14 protein-coding genes are annotated in these 17,331 nt (G+C 61.5%); 11 read left to right on the top strand and 3 right to left on the bottom strand.

The window, feature by feature from the left end; translation table 11 throughout:
* Nucleotides 1-417: 417 nt before the first annotated feature.
* Nucleotides 418-1,368 carry a LysR substrate-binding domain-containing protein gene (locus tag AC1DX5_RS24105; RefSeq protein WP_478017837.1) on the bottom strand — a complete coding sequence of 317 codons (951 nt, stop codon included), beginning with the start codon at nt 1,366-1,368 and terminating at the stop codon, nt 418-420.
* A 210-nt stretch (nt 1,369-1,578) separates the two neighbouring features.
* On the opposite strand from AC1DX5_RS24105, the gene gabT reads away from it, so the two are divergent.
* The 9 genes from gabT (at nt 1,579) to AC1DX5_RS24060 (ending at nt 12,849) form a co-directional block, all read left to right on the top strand.
* On the top strand, nt 1,579-2,862 hold the full coding sequence (gabT, locus tag AC1DX5_RS24100) for a 4-aminobutyrate--2-oxoglutarate transaminase (RefSeq protein WP_478017835.1): 1,284 nt from the start codon (nt 1,579-1,581) through the stop codon (nt 2,860-2,862).
* A 267-nt stretch (nt 2,863-3,129) separates the two neighbouring features.
* Nucleotides 3,130-3,441, top strand: coding sequence for a RidA family protein (locus tag AC1DX5_RS24095; protein ID WP_478017833.1), 312 nt, complete (start codon nt 3,130-3,132; stop codon nt 3,439-3,441).
* 92 nt (nt 3,442-3,533) lie between these two features.
* The gene (locus AC1DX5_RS24090; RefSeq protein ID WP_478017831.1) at nt 3,534-4,430 is read left to right on the top strand and encodes a hypothetical protein; all 897 of its coding nucleotides are present in this window, start codon (nt 3,534-3,536) and stop codon (nt 4,428-4,430) included.
* Nucleotides 4,431-4,528: 98 nt separating this feature from the next.
* Nucleotides 4,529-6,466: a CocE/NonD family hydrolase gene (locus AC1DX5_RS24085; RefSeq protein ID WP_478017829.1), complete on the top strand. Its 1,938-nt coding sequence runs from the start codon at nt 4,529-4,531 to the stop codon at nt 6,464-6,466.
* A 345-nt stretch (nt 6,467-6,811) separates the two neighbouring features.
* The gene (locus AC1DX5_RS24080) at nt 6,812-9,007 is read left to right on the top strand and encodes a TonB-dependent receptor (RefSeq protein ID WP_478017827.1); all 2,196 of its coding nucleotides are present in this window, start codon (nt 6,812-6,814) and stop codon (nt 9,005-9,007) included.
* Nucleotides 9,008-9,563: 556 nt separating this feature from the next.
* Nucleotides 9,564-10,757, top strand: coding sequence for an NAD(P)/FAD-dependent oxidoreductase (locus AC1DX5_RS24075; protein WP_478017825.1), 1,194 nt, complete (start codon nt 9,564-9,566; stop codon nt 10,755-10,757).
* 253 nt (nt 10,758-11,010) lie between these two features.
* A complete protein-coding gene (locus tag AC1DX5_RS24070; protein ID WP_478017823.1) occupies nt 11,011-11,487 on the top strand; it encodes a DUF736 domain-containing protein in 477 nt (158 codons plus the stop codon).
* Between the two features lie 71 nt (nt 11,488-11,558).
* Nucleotides 11,559-12,557, top strand: a complete 999-nt coding sequence (locus AC1DX5_RS24065; protein ID WP_478017821.1) for an SLOG family protein — start codon at nt 11,559-11,561, stop codon at nt 12,555-12,557.
* A 76-nt stretch (nt 12,558-12,633) separates the two neighbouring features.
* Nucleotides 12,634-12,849: a DUF6117 family protein gene (locus tag AC1DX5_RS24060; protein WP_478017820.1), complete on the top strand. Its 216-nt coding sequence runs from the start codon at nt 12,634-12,636 to the stop codon at nt 12,847-12,849.
* 14 nt (nt 12,850-12,863) lie between these two features.
* On the opposite strand, the gene AC1DX5_RS24055 is transcribed toward AC1DX5_RS24060, so the two are convergent.
* The gene (locus AC1DX5_RS24055; protein ID WP_478017818.1) at nt 12,864-13,115 is read right to left on the bottom strand and encodes a DUF7662 domain-containing protein; all 252 of its coding nucleotides are present in this window, start codon (nt 13,113-13,115) and stop codon (nt 12,864-12,866) included.
* 375 nt (nt 13,116-13,490) lie between these two features.
* Here AC1DX5_RS24055 and AC1DX5_RS24050 point away from each other — a divergent pair, with 375 nt between their 5' ends.
* Nucleotides 13,491-14,657, top strand: coding sequence for a YkvI family membrane protein (locus AC1DX5_RS24050; RefSeq protein ID WP_478017817.1), 1,167 nt, complete (start codon nt 13,491-13,493; stop codon nt 14,655-14,657).
* A gap of 440 nt (nt 14,658-15,097) precedes the next feature.
* Nucleotides 15,098-15,826 (top strand): helix-turn-helix domain-containing protein, encoded by a 729-nt coding sequence (locus AC1DX5_RS24045; RefSeq protein ID WP_478017815.1) that lies wholly within the window; start codon nt 15,098-15,100, stop codon nt 15,824-15,826.
* A gap of 141 nt (nt 15,827-15,967) precedes the next feature.
* Here AC1DX5_RS24045 and lhpI read toward each other — a convergent pair whose 3' ends face one another.
* The gene (gene lhpI / locus AC1DX5_RS24040) at nt 15,968-16,936 is read right to left on the bottom strand and encodes a bifunctional Delta(1)-pyrroline-2-carboxylate/Delta(1)-piperideine-2-carboxylate reductase (RefSeq protein WP_478017812.1); all 969 of its coding nucleotides are present in this window, start codon (nt 16,934-16,936) and stop codon (nt 15,968-15,970) included.
* Nucleotides 16,937-17,331 lie beyond the last annotated feature (395 nt).

The following is a 17,331-nucleotide window of genomic DNA, read 5'->3' as shown; positions in this document are numbered from 1 at the left end:
GTGTCGGTCTTCCCACCGGCGCCTCTGCCGGGTTCCATCGGATCGCATACCTTGCATCGCTGCCCTCAGACCATCGTTCGGGCCTTAGATGTATCCTGATTAGATATAAACTATCCCATAGGGAGATTTTTTCGCCTCAGATGTTCAATTATGACGGGCAGGAGGGGGTGACGGCCCGTTCTCCCCGCCCGGCAACGCGGCCTTTGGCGGTAGCGGCGCATGCCGCGATGGTTAGATCGATGCCGCACCGTCCAGATCACGCGCCGCACCATGCCGACGCGCCATGTGGTTCTTCTGGCATGGTCGTGCGGGAGAGGCTGTAGGGCAGGCCCCCATGTCCCTCCCCCGACACCTTGCGATATCGTGGTCGGGAGCGTCTTCAGCGGTTTCGAGACCGTCATCCCGCCGGTCGCGCCCCTATGCCAGGTCCGTACTTGATCGGTCCTCGGCCGCAGCCTGGATCGCTGCGCTAAGCCACTGTCTGAGACGCACGAGTGAAAGCTGGTTCCAACGATCCTCGCGTCCAATAACATGATAGCTGCCGAGTGTGAGAACCGGTGCCGGGTCGTCCCCGGAAAAAACGGATACGAGCCGGCCTCGTTGCAGATCGTCACCCAGTAGGAGATGATTGCCAAGGGCAATGCCCTGGCCGTCACGCGCGGCATCCAGGGAAACGTGCGCGTGCCAGAACCTGGGACCGGGCAGGCGCCCTTCGATCGTGACCCCATGCGCCTGGAGCCAATCCCGCCATTCCTGGTCGCAATCTTCGTGCAGCAGGGTTTGCCGGAGCAGCGCCGCTGGCGCTTTCACAGCGCCGTCCAGGCGCGCCAGATAGCCGGGGCTTGCTACCGGAAATACCGGAGGCCGCGCTATTTCCAGTGCCCGTAGCCCATGGCGGATCTTCCCTTCGTCGCCGGTTCTCAAATAGCGGACATCTGCATCGGCCTCGTTCGTGTTGAAATCGGGTGGACGGTCCGACGGCCTGAATTCAATTTCGATTTCAGGGTTTTGCCTGGTGAATTCGGCGAGTTTCCGCCCCAGCCAATGATAAGCGAGACCCGGAGCGCACCAGAGTATCAGATTTTTCTTGTCGCGCGTGCGCAAGGTTGCGGTGGCATCGGCGATCTCGCGAAGAGCCCCGCTGACGCGGGCATGATAGGTCGCGCCATCGGGTGTCAGCCGGTAGCTGCCGCCCGTTCGGTCTATGAGGGCGGTGCCGAGGCTCTCCTCCAGGCCCCGGAGATGCCGGCTCACAATCGCCGGATCCACGCCGATATGTTGCGCCGTTTTTCGGATCCCGCCTTCGCGCCCAAATACCTCGAAGGCCTTAAGCATCGCGAACGAGGGGACTGACAAATGCGCCTTCACCGGGCGGGGCCGCGTGGATGATCGTCCTTCACAGCTCTTGCTTCATGCTCCTGATCGGGGGTTGAGACACAACTGACCACGGCTCGGGGCGACCTTGAGCGGAGCGGCAGCGACACGTTGTCTTTTTGTCAACAAGCAGGCTCAAATTGTCCACTCCCATAATTGCCAAAATTTCTCTAACTGTGCCATAATAATCTTTTGGGGACAAACGTGGCATCGAATGAAGCTCTTCACCGCCGCAGGATCGCAGCGGTCCCGCGGGGCCTTTCGACGGCGACGGCTGTTTTTGCGGATCGCGCGCTGAATTGCGAAATGTGGGATGTCGAAGGGCGTCGCTATATCGATTTCGCAGCCGGTATCGGCGTGCTGGCGGTCGGCCACCGGCATCCGCGGGTGATGGCGGCAGTGGAGTCGCAGCTTGCGCGCTTCACACACACCTCGTTTCAGGTCATGCCTTACGAACCCTATGTGGAACTGGCCGAGCGCCTTTGCGGCCTGGCCCCGTTTCGGGGGGAGGCTCAGACTGTCCTCTTCACGACCGGTGCCGAAGCGGTCGAGAATGCCATCAAGATCGCCAGGCTCGCGACCGGACGGAGCGGCGTGATCGCATTCACCGGTGCATTTCACGGCCGTACCGCACTCACAGCTACGCTCACTGGCAAGATGGTGCCGTACAAGAAGGGCCTGGGCGCCCAGCAGCCCAACGTCTTCCATGTCCCGTATCCGGCCGAGAGTTCAGGCATCTCGGTTGCGGAAAGCCTGCGGGCACTGGAGTTCCTGTTCGCTGCGGATATCGGTGCGGAGCAAGTGGCGGCGATCATCATCGAGCCGATCCAGGGAGAGGGGGGCTTCCATGTCGCCCCACCCGCGTTTCTGCGTCAGCTGAGGGACGTCTGCGATCGTCACGGAATCCTTCTTGTCGCAGACGAGGTTCAGTCGGGTTTCGGTCGAACGGGAAAGATGTTCGCCATTGAACATTCGGGGGTGGCACCGGATCTCGTCACGGTGGCCAAGTCGCTGGCCGGCGGTTTTCCGCTTTCCGGCGTCATCGGCCGCACGGAGGTGATGGACGCGGTCGACCCCGGCGGCCTTGGCGGAACCTATGCAGGCTCGCCCGTCGCCTGCGCGGCTGCGCTCGCCGTACTCGAGGTCATCCAGGAGGAGCGGCTGATCGAACGTGCTGACGCGATCGGTCGGACGATACGGTCGAGATTGCAGGCCTGGGCAGCCCGCGATGACCTCGTCCCGATCGCCCGCATCCGGGGATACGGCGCGATGATCGGCTTCGACCTCCTCAAGGGGCGTCAGGATCGCTCGCCTGATGGTGAGGCCGCGAAGGCAGTCTGCCGGCGCGCGCTCGATCACGGGCTCGTGGTGCTGACGTGCGGTCCCGTGGGGGAAACGATCCGCCTTCTGACGCCGCTCACCGCGCCTGACGCGATTGTCGATGAAGGCCTCGACCTTCTCGAGGCGGCGCTGGGCAAGGCCTTGTGACCCACTTGCCATCGCCAGGACGGAAAAGCCGGAGCCTGTCGCGACCGGTGCTTCCCAGAGGGTCGGCGGCGCACCTTGTCGTATCGAATATCTCGTCGGCCCGTAGCGCAAGGTTGAACGCAAGCGACAGGAGGCGACGACGAGAACTGGCCTGTGGATCGTCGCTTGCCGGTGGCGCCCCGCTGACGTGCGGAGCGGCGCCTACCATCTTCTCCTATGATCGAGGGTAAACACGTGGATATCGAACGGAAACAGAATAACGGGCGCATGAGCCAGGCCGTCATCCACGACCGGACTGTCTATCTGTCGGGGCAGGTATCACGGGGCAGCGGCACGGCGGCCCAGGCCACTGGCATCCTGGCCGCGATCGATGGGTTGCTGCTCGGTGCCGGAACGAACAAATCGAATCTCCTGTCGGTGACCATCTGGCTGGCCGACATGGCTGACTATCCCGAGATGAATGCGATCTGGGATTCCTGGGTGGACGCCGCGAACGCGCCGGCGCGCGCTACGGTGGAAGCACGTTTGGCCGACCCCGGTTTCACGATCGAGATCGCAGCGATCGCGGCCCTGCCCTGATCGCAGGCGCAGCAAGCTCGGGACGCTGGCGGTTGGGGGTGCCCTGGCGAGGCCATGAATGGACCTGGATATTTCAATTGGGGGACGAGCTAATGTTCAATACCGTCAGCATTGCGCAGGCCTTCATCGCCCTTCTTGGCGTATCGTTTTCCGGGTTATGGCGCGTGACATGGACGCGGGCGCGGCCGCTGCCATACCCCCCGATTTCCTCATTCTTCATCGGGGCAATGGTGTGCTTCTTTGATACGCTGGGCATCGGCAATTACGCGACTACAACTGCCGCACTGCGCGCCCGCAAGATGGTGGCCGACGACCTTATTCCTGGAACGCTGAATGTCGGCCTGGCACTTCCGGCGATCATGGAGGCGCTCATATATCTGGTCCTCATCAAGGTGGACCTGACCCTGCTGGTCGCCTGCGTTGCCGCTTCAACCGTTGGTGCATGGTTTGGCGCCGGAATCGTTTCCCGTCTCAATATTCGAACGATCCGGCTCTCGATGGGCGGGGCGTTGATCTTGTTCAGCGTCCTTTTCGCGGCGCGGGGACTGGGGTTATTTCCGCAAGGCGGCAGCGCGCTGGCGCTCGAAGGGGCAAAATTTGCGATTGCGCTGGTCGCATTCGCAGTCCTTGGCGGTCTCATGGCCGTCGGCATCGGATTGTACGCCCCGGCGATGGTCGTCCTGTGCCTGCTGGGACTCGATCTGAAGGCGGTATTTCCCATCATGATGACCGCCGCGGCCTTTATCGGCTCGGCAACAGGCGCGCGGTTCCTCCGGTCAGCGAAGGTCTCGATGCCCGTTGCGCTTGGCCTCGCGCTCGCGGGAATCCCTGCCGTCCTTTTTGCAGCGTTTGTCGTTCGGGAAATTTCGCTGGATATCCTGCGGTGGATTGTCGTGGCGGTGGTCCTCTACGCCGGGACCTCCTTGCTGCGCGCCGGCCTGGCGTCGCCAGGATGGAGCATCCGGAAGCCCGCCGGGGTGGCAGGGTGACCGAGCGAGCGCCGGGCACAGACATGGCCAGCGCAATTTCTTACGCCTGTGCATCGGCTCGGGCGAACCTTGGTGGAAATATAGAGAGGAATAGAGGGATGGGCCGCAAGCAATTAGGATCCGGCCGGCCGTGGATCGCCGCAGCATTGCTGCTCCTGGCCACAAGCCCCGCATCGGTCGCTGCCGTTGCGGCGGAGGTCAAGAACGCGCCCGCAACGCCAGACAACAGCCCGGTGGCTCTGCCGACGGGCATCCGCATCGGCAATTATGTGGGGCAGGATCTTATGATCCCGATGCGCGACGGCGTGCGACTGCATGTGCAGGTTTGGCGCCCCGTAAACGACAGGCGCAGACTGCCGATATTGATCCAGAGATCGCCGTATGGATTCTCCCTAGAGCGAAGCAAGAAATGGTTCGAGACCGGATTCCGGGACCTCGCGGACGACGGTTATATTTTCGTGATGCAGGACATCCGCGGCCGGTTCGGGTCGGAAGGGAAATTTGTCATGCTTCGTCCAAAGGCGCCAAAAGCGTCGGACATCGACGAATCCACCGACACCTATGACAGCATCGAATGGCTGACAAAATCGCTGCCCCGGAACAACGGCAAGGTCGGTGTCTTCGGCATTTCCTATGGCGGCTGGACTGCGGCGATGGCGGTGATAAATCCTCACCCCGCGCTAAAGGCGGTTTCGGTCCAGGCCGCTCCGGAAGACATGTTCATCGGTGATGATTTTCATCACAACGGTGCGTTCCGTCTCGATTATGGCTGGGAGTACAGCGCCGCTCTGGAAACGGACGGGCGCACCATGCAGCGGTTCGATTTCGGCAAGGATGATCCTTATGCCTGGTTTCTCAAACAGGGAGAGCTGGCGCGTCTCGACAAGGCGGCGCTCGGGCAAACCCTTCCGACCTGGCAAAATTTCGTAGGGCACCCGAATTACGACGCGTTCTGGCGTGAGATGGTCACCACGGACCGGATTCCGACGAAGGTCAGCGTCCCGAATCTCAACGTTGGTGGCTGGTGGGACCAGGAGGATTTCTACGGCCCTTTGAAAATCTACGGCCACCAGGAAAAGGGCGATGCCCATCATCGCAACTTCATCGTGCTGGGCCCGTGGAATCACGGCGGATGGGAGCGAAGCGGAGGAACGCATTACGGCCCGATTGACCTTGGATCTGACACTGCGGCCTATTTCCGCAAGGAAGTTCAGGCGCGCTGGTTTCGCTACTGGCTGAAAGGCGCAGGCAAGCTCGACCTTCCCGAAGCGCTTGTGTTCCAGACGGGCAGCAACCAGTGGAAACGCTACCGGTCATGGCCTCCGGTCGATGGCGTGTCGGCCCAATCCTTATATCTGCATGGCAATGGCAAATTGTCCTTTCAGCCGCCCCAGGGCGTGACGGACGCCGCGCCCGATAGCTTTGTCTCTGATCCTGCCAATCCGGTGCCGTATCGCGAGACTCCGATCGACCCGGTCATGGCCAAGAATTCGAGCTGGGCCGAATGGCAAGGTGACGATCAGACGCCATTTGCGCGGCGAAAGGATGTGCTGTCCTGGCAGACTGACCCGCTTGCAGAAGATGTCACGATCAGCGGGAACATCGCGGCCAGGTTATTCGCGAGCACGACCGGCAGTGATGCTGATTGGGTCGTCAAGCTCATCGATGTCTATCCGTCGGACCCGGCAACGCCGGCTATCATGCGCGGCAGGCAAGTGATGATCGCGAATGACGTATTTCGTGGCCGGTTCAGGACCGGCTTTGAGACGCCCCGGCCGCTCACGCCAGGCGAGGTACTGAAATACGCTATCGACCTCCATGCCGCCTCCCATGTCTTTGGCAAGGGCCACCGCATCGCTGTTCAAATCCAGAGCAGTTGGTTCCCGCTCATCGATCGCAATCCGCAAACGTTCGTGGACAATATCTTCGAGGCCAAACCGCGCGATTTTAAAGCCCAGACTCATAGTGTGTTCCACGACCCGAAATATCCATCCGCAATCTCGGTCAGTGTGGAAAGAGGCGGTCACTTGCCATGATTAATGGGGAAGTTGAAGAGAACGTGGCCCTCTCTGCTGTCGATTTCATGCGGGTGAGCCAATAATTACCAAATGAAAAATAAGTAGTTATTTGATATACCGTAGCAATACGATAGTATAAATAACCTTTACAGGTAATATATCGGAATAATATTACAGTGAATTGATGCAATAATAGATAAATTATTTGGAAGTGTGCCAGCCATGTGGCCACTAGACTGTCGAGTCGCGTCCATAGAATTTGGGACGCTACCGAAAAATGACATATTTGTGTTGACTCGCTAATTTATCTATATGTACTAAATATATCCTAAACAGGTAAATTTCTCATATCAGGGGGGTGACATGACTAAGATAACTCGCAGGATGCCAGGGGTGGGCGCGATATCGCTCGGCGCGATCGTGGCTTCACTCTCGATCGGAAATCCCGCTTTTGCTCAATCGACGCCGAACGACGTAGGGGCATCGGCGCCGAAGACGCCCGAGCCAGCCAATGGTGGCGATATCATAGTAACCGCGACGAAGCGGGATACGTTGCTGCAGGACACGCCCGCCGCCATTTCCGCTTTTTCGCCGGCCGCGCTGGAGCGGTCCGCGATCAAGGACGTGACGGATCTGGCTGCCTATACCCCTGGGCTGACGGCTTCGACCAATGTCGGCGGGACGTACGCAATCCGCGGCATCTCGAGCGATCTTTTGAGTATCTCCGCTGACTCATCCGTCGCCACCTATGTCGATGGCGTTTATCTCACCCGCCAGACGAGCAATCAGATCCCGTTCATGGACGTCCAGCAAATCGAGGTGCTGCGTGGTCCGCAAGGGACGATCTATGGCCGCAACGCCACCGGTGGTGTGATCAACTTCGTGACGAAGGCGCCATCTGACACTTTCGGTGGCACGGTAGCCGCCGAATTGGGAAACCTCGATCATGTTCAGGGCAATCTCATGCTTACCGGTCCCTTGGCCGGCGATCAGGTTCTGTTCCGCGTATCGGCAACCGCGTCACGTCGGGATGGATATGTCGAGAATATTGGTCCGGGCGGCGGGACGCACAACAACGAGAATTACCAATCCTATCGCGGGAAGCTGCTTTTCAAGGCGAGCGACAATCTGGATATCACGCTTGCGGCGGATTATTACCGGCAACGCCAGGAGCTTCCCCTGGCGCAGGTGATCGCACTTGGCACCGGCGGGGCCGGTGCGATTTTGCCGACCGGAAAATTCGAAGCTGCCGTCAACGGGGACCAAGTGAGTACCTTTGACAATCGTGATTTGGTAGGCACGTCAGCGACGGTGAAATGGTCGCCGGGCGACAGTATCGACGTGACGTCGATAACCGCATATCGCAACACGAAGACCGCTTTGTTTACCGACGACGATGCCACGACGCTCTTCAACTCCCATGTGTTTCTGAGCGAGCTCGACAAAACCTTCACGCAGGAATTATTCGCGCGAAGTTCAGGCGACTCCAAGCTCAATTACCTGGTTGGTGCAAACTTTCTGTCGGAGAATATCCGCCAGGAACTGACGGACTCTTCCACTGGGGAAGATGACTATGTTCCGGCAACCGGGACCACCCGGGCCTGGGCAATCTATGGGCAGTTCGATTATGCCCTTACCGATCGCCTCAAGGTCACAGCCGGCGCGCGTTACAGCTCGGAACATCGTACGATGGTCAACGCCATCCTGGTCGATGATCGTTCAGGATCAGGACCTGTGTCCGTTTTCCAGAGTCCGCTCCGCAAAGGTGCCTGGGATGCGTTTACCCCAAACTTCTCCATCGACTATAAGGTGACCGACAAGACCTTATTGTACGCGCTGGCGGCCAGGGGCTTCAAGAGCGGCGGCTTTGCCTCCCTTGGCACGTCGTCGAACGGCTTCGCTCCCGAGACGGTCTGGAACTATGAAACGGGACTGAAGACGTCTCTGTTGAACGGGCACGCGCAGTTCAATATTGCCGCTTTCTACGCAGACTACCGCAATCTTCAACGTCGAGTTGGCACCAGCATCACGGCCTTGAAGTTGACGAACGCCGCAGCTGCCAGGATTTATGGCGTCGAAATCGAGGCGATTGTGAAGCCGGTCCCCGCCTGGACCATTAATACGTCATACAGTTACCTTAACGCGAAATATTCTGACTATCCAACCATCGTGGATGGCGCGCCTCCAAGCCTGACCAACCTCGCGGGCTATCCGCTGGAGCGTTCGCCCAAGAACAAGTTCAGCGTCGTCAGCAATTACACTGTTCAGGTCGGCAGCGCAGGATCGGTCGAACTGACCGGTGGCGTCACCTATCAAAGCAGGATGACCTTCCGGTCTGGCGCTTCGTCCATCTACGAGCAGGGAGAATTCGCTCTCTTCAACGCGTCTCTCACCTATAAGCCGAACGGCGGTAAATGGTCGCTCCAGCTCTACGGCAAGAACCTGAGCAACAAGGAATATTTCCTTCACAAGCAGGGCGCGTCCGCCGCTGCTGCAGCTGCGTCTGGCTATTCGGCGTTGCCTCGAACCTATGGTGTACGAACGCAGGTGAACTTCTAGGCGGCCCTGCTTCCCGGTCGACGCCATTCGACGTGTGGCCGGGAAAGCCTTTGAGACACGGGCAGGAAGCGATTCAATCATTGGCTGCTCCAGGGTTGGTGGAGCAGCCGAGGAGACCGGATCGCCGGCATTCGAAGCACCACCGCACTTGCCGCTTGCGGGACAACAGCATCCTGGCGGGTCGTGATACCGTCAACGCCGTTGCAACTGCCCCATAGGCAAAGAGTCCTTGAGCGATGGATTGTCATTGTAGCGCACTGGGTCAGGAGCAGCTTAATCGAGGCTTCCTATTCCAGCCGAGACTTTCTGGCTTCGCATTTATTTGGGTGCTGCAACGGCGCCCCGCCATTTTTTGCAGGTTTCTCCAAAGAGAAAACGCCGGTTCACTGTCCGGAATAGGAGTGTTTCGATTGAGCAATATTCTCACAGGAGGATGTTCATACCCTCCATTCGATACCCGTAACATCAATGCGCCATCGGCTCGCGCCTGTAGCGGACAAGGAGGGAGCGGAATGGCCTCAATCGCTGTTATTGTTCGGTTTGGGCTGCGCAAAGCATGCGCCGGTTTCGCGACATGGGCAGCGGTGCGCTCGTGACGACCGCGACATTTGATGTGATCGTGATCGGCGCTGGTGCTGCAGGCGCGGGCGCGGCTGCGGCTCTTTCATCGACAATGCGCGTGATGCTCGTGGAGCAAGAAGAACAACCGGGATATCATAGTACGGGTCGGTCGGCGGCCCTGTTTCTCGAAAGCTATGGAAACGCCCAGATCCGGGCGCTGTCGCGTGGCAGTCGAGGCTTTTTTCAAACGCCGCCCGACGGGTTTTCCGCAGTTCCGCTCCTCCGGCCGCGTAAATCTATCTTCATCGCGACGCAGAGCCAGCGTCAACTCCTGGATGACATGGCTGCCGAGCCGGACATCGCGCGGGGGGCCTATTTCATCGACGCGCAGACCGCCGTGCAGCGTTGCCCGCTCCTGCGGGGCGATGCCATCATTGGCGGCCTCGCCGAAGACGATTCGAGCGATATCGAAGTTCATGAGCTGCTACAGGGATACCTGCGCTTGCTCAAAGCTCGGAGCGGCAGGCTGATGATTTCGAGCCGGGTCAGCACTTTAGAGCGTGTCGGTTCGGTGTGGAGTGTCGGCGTGGGGCGGGATACCTATGAGGCACCGCTGGTCGTCAATGCGGCGGGCGCCTGGGCTGACCAGGTCGCGGTCATGGCCGGGCTCGGTCCGCTTGGCCTGGTCCCCAAGCGACGTACCGCTGTCCTGGTGCCGGCACCCGCCGGCCTTGACGTCGATCCCTTGCCGATGGTCATCGACGTCGCAGAGCAATTCTATCTCAAGCCCGACGCCGGCCACCTCCTCCTGTCGCCTGCTGACGAGACGCCCTCCGACCCTTGCGACGCGCAGCCCGAAGAACTCGACATCGCTATCGCGATCGATCGCATCCAGGCGGTCATGACGCTTGATGTGCGCAGAGTGATCCACAGCTGGGCCGGTCTTCGTACCTTTGCGCCCGACAAGACCCCGGTCGTCGGCTTCGACCCGAGAACCGAGGGCTTTTTCTGGCTTGCTGGTCAGGGTGGCTACGGAATCCAGACTGCTCCGGCGATGTCGGAATTCGCCATCGGCCTGATCGTCGAGAAAAGAGCCCCGAACCGCCTTGTCGACCAGGGGGTGCTGGCGGGCGAGCTCGCACCAGACCGGCTTCTGGGCGCCCGGACCAGGGAGGCAGCGCTGCCCTAGGGTCCGCAGCATCAAGCAAGACGGCGATCAACGAATCGCAACCACGAGATGGAGGGTCTTCGTCTCGACAACTCTTCTTGAGGGAAGTGCGATGGCGGCCTGTTCACGGCGAACCACTCTTTTCGCGGCGCGCGGTGAGGCGCCGCCCCCGTCGTCGGGCGTGCGGCGCCGCCGCCGCTGCAGAGGAGAGGAGGAATTTGATGGGTGTCGTTTCGGAATGGTTCGAAAGCGACATTCGTCAAAGGAATGAGTCATGAACATCGGTGAATTCAAGGCAAATAACGGGCGTATCCTCGGTTCGATCGCCACCCGCACGATCGACCTGCCCAGGCTGGGCCTGCGCCCGGTCGAGAGCATGAACGAGCGGGCYCCGACCTTCGAGATCGTCGCGCTCAATGTCGGCAATCGCTGGGTGCAGATCGGCGCCCTGTGGGAGGCCGTCGCCAAGCATTCGACCGGCGARGTGTTCCTCCAGGGCACGATCGACGATCCGAGCCTGGCCGAGCCGCTGCCGATCGCGCTCTTTGGCAACGACACCGAAGGCTATCGCGCCGCGTGGCGCCGGCCGCAGCGTCGCGACGATTTCGGGCCTGCGGTCCGRAGCAGCCGTCGCGACTATGGCGACGGCGACAGCCAGGGGCAGGCCGGCTTCGGCGACAGCACCGCGGGCAATGATGGCGGCCTGGCCGGTGGCGGCAGCCGCGACCTGGATGACGATGTGCCCTTCTGAGCCGCGTCGACACGGACCGGGGGAGCCTGCTCTCCCGGTCCCTTTTCATTCCCTCGTATCAGGAGGCCGTCATGACCCGTGCCAAGCAGCACCGCGTCGACCGTTTTGAAGAACTGAAGACCCTCTATGCCGAAGCCGTCGCCACCCCCGAATTCCAGGCGGCGTTCGGCGATCCCATGCCCCTGTCCATCGTCGCGCCCGGCGAGGTGCCGGCCGAACTGGAGATGCCCGATCCCTTTGCCGCCCAGGCCGAATGCGGCGGTATCATCGCGGCGATCTTCGATCTTTTTGCCGGCACGCGACTGGAGGCCCTCGCGCCAGAGATCGCCTGGGGGCTGGTCAACAGCTTCCATTTCGTCGCCGGCAAACTCGAACGGCGCGAGGACTGCCTCGCCGTGGAGCTCGGCGAGATGGCGCGCGCGCCCGATATGAGCGAAGTCTATGCGACCGAGCTCGAGGAAAAGCAGCTGCTTTGCCAGACCGTCGCCGAGCAGCGCGCCGCGGTCGAGTGCATGCGCGATTATGCCGCCGAGATGTACCGCGTCCAGTCGGGCTGGCCCTGGTCGCCGGCGCGCGGCACCAAGGCGTCGTCGGCCACTTCGGCGAGCCAGATCGCGGCGCTGGATTTCCTGCGCGCGCGGCAGTTGGCGGCGCGGGAGCGGCAGGCGCCGCAAGGGCCTTTGGTGGTCTTGTCGGGGCCTGCGATCTGGCACGACTGGCAGCCGATCTGGGCGCGGCTCGACGAAATCAAGGCCCGCGTGCCGCACATGATCCTGGTCACGACCGGGCAGCGCAAGGGGGCCGATGCGATTGCCGCGGCCTGGGCAGCGCGACCCGAGGTAAGCGTGCCGCTGGTCGCCTATGGCCTTTACGGCACGGGCAGGAAGACCGCCTTCACCCGCAACCGCAAGCTGGCCGAACTGAAGCCGGTCGAGGCGATCCTGTGCGAAGGCTCCGGACTGCAGGCCAATCTCTATCAGGTGCTGCGCGAGGCCGGCGTTCCGATCCATGCCTTCAAACGGGCCGATCAGGCGCCCGACCAGCCGCTGCGCCGCGCCGCGCGAGCTTGAGATTCTGAAACCGCATCGGGGGTAAGGCGGGGGTGCGCCTTTACCCCATTTTCCTTGTCAGGAAAGGAGGACCGCCATGGCGATTCCGGACCCGTATCGCCGCAATTTCGAGACGCTCCTGCGCGCCGCGGCCGATGGCAATCTCGCGCTGATGGAATGCAGGGACGCCGTGACCGGTGCGCCGCGCTACGTGCTTTGCGCTGTCGGCCGGGACGAGGGCGGCTATGTGATGACCCCCTTCGGGCATCTTCACGATGGCAATCCCTATGACGCCTATCTGCCGCCAGCCTGATTGGTGGTCAGGGGTCAGCCCGTGCGCAACCGCCGGCGGAACACGACCTGGTCGCGGCCGGTGAGAAACGCATCGAACCCTGCCTCGCGCCAGGCATGGCACTGGACAAGGCGACTGTCCGGTCCTTCATTGACCCACCATTCAGGGCGCGCGGCGCTGCCCGGCAGCAGCGCATTGATCACCCGCTCGATCTCGAGAAAACTCATGGGCCATTCGGCGACATCGCGTCGCTTGAGATAGGCGCAGAGCGGGTCATATTTTGCCATAAGCGCGTCTCATGCCGTTCCCGGCGAAACACGCAAGCCCCGGAAGGACCGATCGCCGGGGGCGGCACCGCTGCCCAATCATGGCACCGTCGCAGCCCAAGCCTCGTAGTGATGGCCCGCTGGCCTGCGCCCAGGTTGGAAGGGCCGTCCTCCGGACGATGACGGGTCGCGCGAGCAATGTCGCGTCGGTTGCGCAGCGCCGGTCCTGCGCGGCAGCGGCCCGGCTGGCTGAACGGCACGCTTTGCACTTGACTGTTCTCCGTATAGGATAATACTATCCTCCATGGGACAAAATAGGCGAAAAAACATCCGCATTCACCTCGATGGGGTGTCGCGGAAGGTGCGCACCATCAGCCGCCGATGGAATGTGGTACAGTGTCTGGCAGCCAGTTTGTGACGGCCCCGGCGTCCAGATCGTCAACCTGGTTCCAGCGATTCCTGCTGCCGGGCTTTGCCTTCAAGGCAGTCGTTATCGGTGGGGGCTATGCCACCGGGCGCGAACTCGCCGAGTTTTTCCTGCCGGCTGGACCCTGGGGCGGCGTGGCGGCGATGGTCCTTGCGATGGTGATCTGGAGTATTGTGGCGGCGGCTACCTTCGCCTTTGCCCGCCGCGCCGGAGCTTACGACTATCGGTCGTTCTTCAAGGCGCTGCTGGGTCCGGGATGGATCGTCTTTGAAATCGCCTATGTCCTGTTCGTCGTCCTGATCCTGTCCGTGTTCGGCGCAGCGGCGGGAGCGATCGGCGCGTCGACGTTCGGATTGCAGCCGCTGGCGGGAACGCTGGGTCTGGCCAGCGCCATCGCTTTGTTCGCGATGTTCGGCAACGAGTCGGTCGAGCAACTCTTCAAATATGTGACTTTCCTGCTGTATGGCGTCTACGCGATCTTCGTCGTGCTGGCGCTGGGCTTTTTTGGTGATCGCATTGCCGCGAACTTCGCGCTGCCGGTACCGCCGACCGGCTGGGTCGCGGGGGGCGTAACCTATGCGAGCTACAACATCGTCGGCGCGGTGGTTATCCTGCCCGTCATCCGCCACTTGACCAGCCAGCGGGATGCAGTCGTCTCGGGACTGATCGCAGGCCCGCTCGCGATGCTGCCGGCACTGTTGTTTTTCGTCTGCATGATCGCGTTCTACCCGGGCATTGCCGACCGGACGCTACCGTCCGACTTCATGCTGCAGCAACTGAACATTCCTGTTTTCCACCTGCTTTTCCAGATCATGATCCTGGCGGCGCTGCTCGAGAGCGGCACCGGCTCGGTTCACGCAATCAACGAACGCATCGCAGCGGTCTGGAGAGCGCGACGCGGTGCTGACCTGCCGCCGCGCGTGCGCGGCGGCATCGCTGTCGGCCTGTTGCTCGGGTGCATCTTCGTCGCCGAGCGGGTCGGCCTCGTTGCGCTGATCGGTAGCGGTTACCGCTTGCTCGCCTATGCCTTGCTCGCCGTCTACATCGTCCCATTGATGGTCGTTGGAAGCGTTTTGCTGGCGCGGGGCAGGGGGAGAGGCAGGCCCCATTCAGTGTCCGCAGCAGGCGAGCCCTGAGCGGGCGACCGCAAACCCGTCAATTTCGCCGCCTTCGGCGTGGACGCAAGGAAGGAATGCAAGCTTGCAAATGGTCGACAGTGAACGGTTGGGCTGCTCTCGCCTGCGCCGCGTTCGCAGCACAAGGCCCGGCACACGAGCGGCGCGGCGCGCTGACCATCCGGTCGGTCCTGACCGCGCCCGTGTCTTGATGGTCGAGCTGCGCGCAACCCATGCGGGGAAGTCGCATCTTCTCTGTCTCGGCCCGTCCCTTTGCAGGGGGACTTTTGATCGCTAGGTCTTAGCGAACAATTCTCCACCGGGGTCATTTTTCGACGAAATGGTCATTTGCGCGATCCGTGCTGTGTTGAGGCGTCACTTCTATTGTGACGTGCCGCTGCGCCGCATATTGCCAGGGCGGTGGCCGGAATTGAGCCTCGGCTTTTGATGGAGTTACGAGCTTGAGTACGAAGGGCACGCCCACCTTGGGAAGCATTGTTCGGCATGTCCGCGCGAGCAATAACTGGACGCTCGCGCAAATGAGCCTGCAGGTAGACATCCCGTTGTCGACGCTTGCCAAGGTCGAACAGAACCGGTTGACACTCAGCTACGACAAGCTTGTCATGCTTGCCAGCAAGCTCGATATGCGCCTGTCTGATTTGCTGGACCTGACCCAATCATCCTCAGCGACGGTCAGCGCGCGCAGAAGTATAGGTTCCGTGGATACCGCACTCCGCGTGGACACATCGAACTATGACTATTCCTACTTGTGCACTGAGTTGCGCAACAAGATCATGATACCCATCATCACAAGGGTTCATAGCCGTAGCCTTGAAGAATTTGGTGACCTTGTGCATCACAGCGGCGAAGAGTTCATCTATGTACTCAGTGGGGCGGTCGAGGTGCACTCCCAATTCTACGACCCGGTTCGGCTCAACAAAGACGAATACATCTATCTCGATAGCGAGATGGGCCACGCATATATTCTTCCCGAAGGTGTGGAGGAGGCGACGCTCCTTGGAATCTGCGCAGCAAAGGCCGACAATCTGCAGCAGGAACTGATCCAGCAGGCGCGTGCGGAAGCGCACCGCGAGGGGGCGCCCGCGAGCCCCGGACGCCGGCCCGCCAGGGACGTGAAGCCAGCAGCTCCCGTCGCCCGCCGCGGCGCACGGTCGCGCAAACCGGGCTAGCGCGCGAACACGCCGGGAATGATCTCCTGTTCGCGGCCGCGGGACGGCGCGTCGGCAGGCCTCCCTCGCCGCGTCGCACTCGGTGCCGACGCGTCGTTCCGTCTTGTCTGAAAGGCTCGGCTTACCCCACGCGCCGACACATCATGACGATCTCCCATGAGACGATGCGAACGCCTGAAAGGCGATGGAAGCGGTAGCGAGATCCGCCGCGGCCGTGCCGACGGATTTGAACAGGCTGATCTCATCCGGATGAAGTCGCCCTGCGCCGGCTGCCAACATGGAAAGGTCGCCCGCGATCACCGAGACGTCGATGACGCCGCGGGCGATCGGTCCTGCCAGGTCCCCGGCTTCGGCGAGTGCACCTTCACGGGTATCGACAAATATCCGCGCCCGACGAATTCCTGCGTCATCGATCTCTCGCATGTCGGGCCGGTAGCCCCCGACCAGATCGATATGCTGGCCGGGACGCAGCCAATCTCCAAGGATGACGGGGTCAGTGGCGCGCGTGGCGGCCGACACAATATCGGCCTCGGCAACTGCCGCTCGCAGATCGGCGACGATGGTCACGGCGACCTGGGGCACATGCTGGCTGATGCGGCGGGCGGCCGCTTCTGCCTTTGCCGTATTGCGGCCCCAGACGGCGATGCTCATAATTGGTCTTGCGCCGCAATGCGCTTCAGCGAGATAAGGAATCAGGTGCCCGGTGCCGACCAGCAGAAGCCGGTTGGCGCCAGGCTGGGCGAGATGCCGCGCGGCGACTGCGGATACCGCGGCAGTACGCCGCGCGGTCAGTTCGTCTGCATCCATGGTCGCAAGGGTCTTGCCGCTGCGGAAATCAAACAGGACATAAAGGCCCTGGATGACGCCGAGGCCTAATTCTGCATTGCCCGGCATGATGGTCAGAAGCTTGACCCCCGCATAGGCGTCGGACAACGCCGGCATCACAAGCAGTTCGCGCCCGCCCGAGGCGTCGACGCGCTGCCGCACCGGCGCTGCGGTTGAGGCGAGCAGCGCCGATGGCAGCTTGTCGATGAGTTCCGCCAGCGGCAGCAGTCGCGCGACGGTCGCGTTGTCGAGGTGGGGAAAACTCTGTGTGGTGCTCGATACCATTAGTCCGGATCCCCAAGAAAAAGATGTTGCTCGCTTTGGCTGCCGACCTCCAGGGCAGCGACAAAGCGCGTCACCTGGATGGGGCGAAGACAGGCGCGGTCGGAGTGCAGCGCTTTCCATGCGCGTGACCCCGACCCGCCGTCGCAGTGTCGGTCTTCCCACCGGCGCCTCTGCCGGGTTCCATCGGATCGCATACCTTGCATCGCTGCCCTCAGACCATCGTTCGGGCCTTAGATGTATCCTGATTAGATATAAACTATCCCATAGGGAGATTTTTTCGCCTCAGATGTTCAATTATGACGGGCAGGAGGGGGTGACGGCCCGTTCTCCCCGCCCGGCAACGCGGCCTTTGGCGGTAGCGGCGCATGCCGCGATGGGCGCATGCCGCGATGGTT

The organism is Sphingomonas sp. P2_B6 (genome assembly GCF_056404755.1).
This window is presented reverse-complemented; position numbering and strand designations above follow the sequence as displayed.